This is a genomic window from Nocardia sp. CC201C (assembly GCF_030010695.1).
In the GTDB taxonomy this organism is placed as follows: Bacteria; Actinomycetota; Actinomycetes; order Mycobacteriales; family Mycobacteriaceae; genus Nocardia; species Nocardia otitidiscaviarum.
The window spans coordinates 1-4,155 of sequence record NZ_JASCXP010000537.1 but is presented as its reverse complement, the minus strand read 5'-3'; the positions used below and the strand labels follow the sequence as shown (position 1 = coordinate 4,155).

5 protein-coding genes are annotated in these 4,155 nt (G+C 69.4%); 3 read left to right on the top strand and 2 right to left on the bottom strand.

The genetic code is table 11. The features are described from left to right. Positions 1-50 precede the first annotated feature (50 nt). The 3 genes from QK444_RS33545 (at position 51) to QK444_RS33535 (ending at position 1,895) form a co-directional block, all read left to right on the top strand. Positions 51-359, top strand: a complete 309-nt coding sequence (locus QK444_RS33545) for a hypothetical protein (protein ID WP_029931257.1) — start codon at positions 51-53, stop codon at positions 357-359. A gap of 79 nt (positions 360-438) precedes the next feature. Beyond that, a complete protein-coding gene (locus tag QK444_RS33540; RefSeq protein ID WP_282786044.1) occupies positions 439-1,254 on the top strand; it encodes a hypothetical protein in 816 nt (271 codons plus the stop codon). A 5-nt stretch (positions 1,255-1,259) separates the two neighbouring features. Beyond that, complete coding sequence (locus QK444_RS33535) at positions 1,260-1,895, top strand: DUF2461 domain-containing protein (RefSeq protein WP_143979379.1); 636 nt, start codon at positions 1,260-1,262, stop codon at positions 1,893-1,895. Between the two features lie 505 nt (positions 1,896-2,400). On the opposite strand, the gene egtD is transcribed toward QK444_RS33535, so the two are convergent. After that, positions 2,401-3,372 (bottom strand): L-histidine N(alpha)-methyltransferase, encoded by a 972-nt coding sequence (gene egtD / locus QK444_RS33530; protein WP_282786043.1) that lies wholly within the window; start codon positions 3,370-3,372, stop codon positions 2,401-2,403. Further along, positions 3,369-4,109, bottom strand: coding sequence for an ergothioneine biosynthesis protein EgtC (locus tag QK444_RS33525; protein ID WP_282786045.1), 741 nt, complete (start codon positions 4,107-4,109; stop codon positions 3,369-3,371). Before QK444_RS33525 ends, egtD begins: the two co-directional genes overlap by 4 nt. Positions 4,110-4,155 lie beyond the last annotated feature (46 nt).

Below are 4,155 nucleotides of genomic sequence, written 5' to 3'. Positions count from 1 at the left end.
TGATCACCTGTTTGCTGCCGATGTGCTGTAGCACGGAGAGGTGGTGGCCCATGGCCGATGACGACGACCAGTTGATGGACGAGGTCCTCGACATGGACGATGACGACACCGACCTCGACTACGACCTCGGCGACGACGACCAGGCCGACGAGGTCCGCGAGTACGAGCGCTACATCGCCGACCCGCCGGAAGACCTGATCATCCGCAATCGCGAGAACGACGACCACGGCCGTCTCGGCATCGAGAGCGAACTCGACCAGGAGTGGACGCGCCGCCGGCGACGCGAGGAAGCACGCGCCGAGGACGACCGGCCCGCCGAGGTCGCGGCCCTCGAGATCGTGGACGAGCCGGGCGACTGAACCGGCGCTCTTTCGCCGAAACCACCTGCGCTGTGATACCCATGGAAAGCGTTCACAGCACCAGTGAGGAGGGCGCGTCATGAGCACCCCACCGAACGACCCGAAGGCCGGTGACGAGCCGGGAGACGACGTGACACGGCGCATTCCGGACTCCGCGCCCGGTGTGCCGCAGTACGGGCTGCCCGGGCAGGACCCGGAGGCTCCCGGCGGTTCGGATACCGGGGAGCGTCCGTCCGACAGCGGTACCCCGTCTCTCCAGAAGGGGGCGCCGCCGTCCGGAGAGAGCGCGCCGCCGTCCAGGGAGACCCAGCCGTCGTCCGGAGAGGCCCAGCCGCCGTCAGGGGCAGGCGCACCGTCGTCTTGGGAGAGCGCGCCGCCGCCCGGTCAGTACCCGCAGCCGCCGCAGTACCCCGCGGGCGGGCAGTACGGCTCCCGGCCGGGTGATCAGACCCAGGGTGGGTATCCGCAGCCGTACGGACAGCCCGCAGAACAACCGCCGTATGGGCAACAACCCTACGGTCAGCCGGGATACGGGCAGCAGCCCTATGGGCAGCAGCAGCCCGGGTACGGGCAACAGCCCTATGGGCAGCAGCAGCCCGGGTACGGGCAACAGCCTTACGGCCAGCAGGGCTACCAGCCGTATCCGCAGCAGGCATACGGCACGCCGCAGCAGCCCCGCACCCAGATCTTCTCCATCATCGGATTCGTCTGCGCGGGGATCGCGCTGCTGTTCTGTCCGCCCGGATTCGGTATCGCGGGCATCATCCTGGGCGTGGTGGGCAACAGCAAGGGCGAACCGCTGGGCAAGTGGGCGGCCATCGCCTCCGGTGTCTGCATGGTCCTCGGCCTCCTCATCGGGTTCGCCATCGTCGGCGCCGATCTGGTGTCCAACTGATCGCGATGGAGTTCACCGGATTTCCGCTCGCCGGACTCGACTTCTACGAGGACCTCGAGGCCGACAACTCCAAGACCTTCTGGAATGCGCACAAGCGGATCTGGGAGGAGTCGGTGCGCGACCCCATGCGGGCGCTGGCGGCCGAGCTGGAACCGGACTTCGGCCCGGCCAAGATCTTCCGGCCGTACCGGGACGTGCGGTTCTCGAAGGACAAGTCGCCGTACAAGAACCACCAGGGTGCGGTGGTGCACACCGCCGAATCGTGCGGATGGTACGTGCAGATCGGCGCGGGCGGCCTGTTCGTGGCGGGCGGGCTGTACACGGCCTCGCCCGCCCAGCGGGCCGCCCTGCGCACCGCCATCGACGACGCGGTGCGCGGGGCGGAACTGGAACGCCTGCTCGACCAGGTGAATGCCGCCGGATACACCATCGGCGGCGACAAGCTGAAGACGAAACCCAAGGGTTTCACCGCCGACCACCCCCGCATCGACCTGCTGCGCCACCAATCCCTCGTCGCCACCCGGGATTTCGGCGCACCCGCCTGGTTGACCACCGCGAAGGCCGCCGGGCAGGTGCGCACCGCCTGGGAGGACCTGCGGCCCCTGGTGGAATGGCTGGCAGCGGTCACGGCCCAGCGCTGACCACGTCCACACAGCGGCCACCTCAGCCCCCACCACGCCACAAACCCGCTCCGAATCCACCACTCCGCCACCATCAGCCGCCCCACCGCGACCCGACAAAGTCCACGCGATACGCCGCAGACCGGGCAATTGTTCGCCGTAGCGCTGTCGCGGCCGCCCACCGCGTTCCCGCTACCGTCGCCCGCTGCGGTCTCGCCGTTCGGTATGCCGTGGGTCCGCCGCCCTTCAGCACACCGCCCGCGATCCCATCGCGCGGCACACCGCAGTAGCGCCTCTGCGCGGCAACTCGGCCCTCCTGCCTACCCGCCACACTGCGGCGTTCGCACGCGATCAGGTGGCGCACCAGACCCGGGCAGGACCGCATCGAGGCCGCGCAGATCACCCGGTTCTCCCGCAATCAGATCGTCCAGCTGGTGCTGCTCATCGGCCTGGTGTACATGGCCTACCCATATATCAGCGCGGTGCCGACCTTCACCCCGGTGGTCAGCGTCGCTCGGCCGGGTGATCAGCGCCGCTCGGCGAGTACGAGAGCGAAGCGGCTGTCCGGGTCGGTCCATACCCGCTCGGTGGCGAAACCCGCAGCGTCCAGTTCGGTTTCGAGTCCTTCGCGGCGGAACTTGGCGGAGATTTCGGTGCGCATCTGCTCGCCCGCGGCGAAATCGACGGTGAGGTCGAGGTCGCGGACCGTCACGGTCATGGACTCGGTGGCCTCCAGGCGCATTTCGATCCACTCGTTGTCGGTGTCCCACCGCGCTACATGCGCGAACTTCTCCGGATCGAAGTCGGCGTTCAGTCGAGAGTTCAGCACTCGCAGCATATTTCGGTTGAACTCCGCGGTGACTCCGGCGGCGTCGTCGTAGGCGGGCACCAGGACCGCCGGGTCGATGACCAGTCCCGCACCGAGCAGCAGCTGTTCCCCTGGCTCCAGCACGGCGTGGATTCCGGCCAGGAACTCGGCGCGCTCGGCGGGAACCAGATTGCCGATGGTGCCGCCGAGGAAGGCGATCATGCGCCGTCCGCCGCGCGGCAGATTGTCCAGGGTGGCGGTGAAATCGCTGACCACGCCGTGTACGGCGAGCGCGGGGAACTCGGCGGCGATCTCATCCGCCGCCGACCGCAGCGCCGTTGCCGACACATCCTGCGGCACATATGTTTTCAGCGGCCCCTCGGCGCTCAACGCACTGAGCAGCAGACGGGTCTTGGCGGCCGATCCGGCCCCCAGCTCCACCAGCACCTCGGCCTGCGCCGTGCGCGCGATCTCCCCCACCACCCGCTCCAGCAGCGCCCGCTCGGTGCGCGTCGGGTAGTACTCGGGCAGTTCGGTGATGAGTTCGAACAGTTCGCTGCCGCGCGCGTCGTAGAACCATTTGGGCGGCAGCCATTTCGGTGTCGCCGTGAGCCCGGTCCGGGCGTCCGACCGCAGCGCCGCGGTCAGGTCGTCGTCGGTCAGATGAATCTCCAGCGTCGCGGCAATCATGAGCGCGCCCTTTCCGTTTCGATAGCCAGGTCCTCCACGACCAGCCGCCCCGGCCCCGCGACGACCACCTGGCGATCGGCGATCGCCCGCCACCGTGGATCGTCGTCGTAGGGCTCCGAGGCGACAATCGCGGAAGTGTCGGTGACCAGCACCGACAACGAGTGGTGCCACGTCGTGGCCCACCAGGTCTCCCCGTCCCCCAGCAGCAGATTCAGCCGCGCCCGCGGTGACCGCTCCAGCACCGCCGCCACCACCAGCCGCAGCACGGCGACCGGATCGCCGTCCGTTCCCGCGCCGAGACCACCGGGCTCGCGCACGGCCGCCACCGCCGGGCCGTTCTCACCACGTCCTCGGCCCCTCGGATGGCCTGTCGAGGCCCGCACGTGCGCAATGGATTCGGCGGAACCGGCGGGAATCCGCGCGAGCAGGTCGTGCAGGATCACCCAGAGCACGGCGGAGTCGGTCAGCGACTCCGCCGCCAGCAGGGGCGGCGAGTCGAACTTCGCCGCGATATCGGCCAGCACGTCGCGCCAGCCCGGAATGGCCCCGTTGTGGCTGAAGGCCCAGCGACCGCGCGTGAACGGCGCGCACGCCCCCTGATCCAGCGGCAGTCCGACCGTGGCCGAGCGCACGGCACCCAGCACGGCCGTGGAACGGATCTGCGGCAGCACCTCGTCCACGGCCGGATCGGTCCAGATCGGCGCGGCATTGCGGTACCGGCTGACCGACAAGGGCACCGGATCACCACGACCACTCGTCCCGGCCGCGGCATCCGTCGCGCCG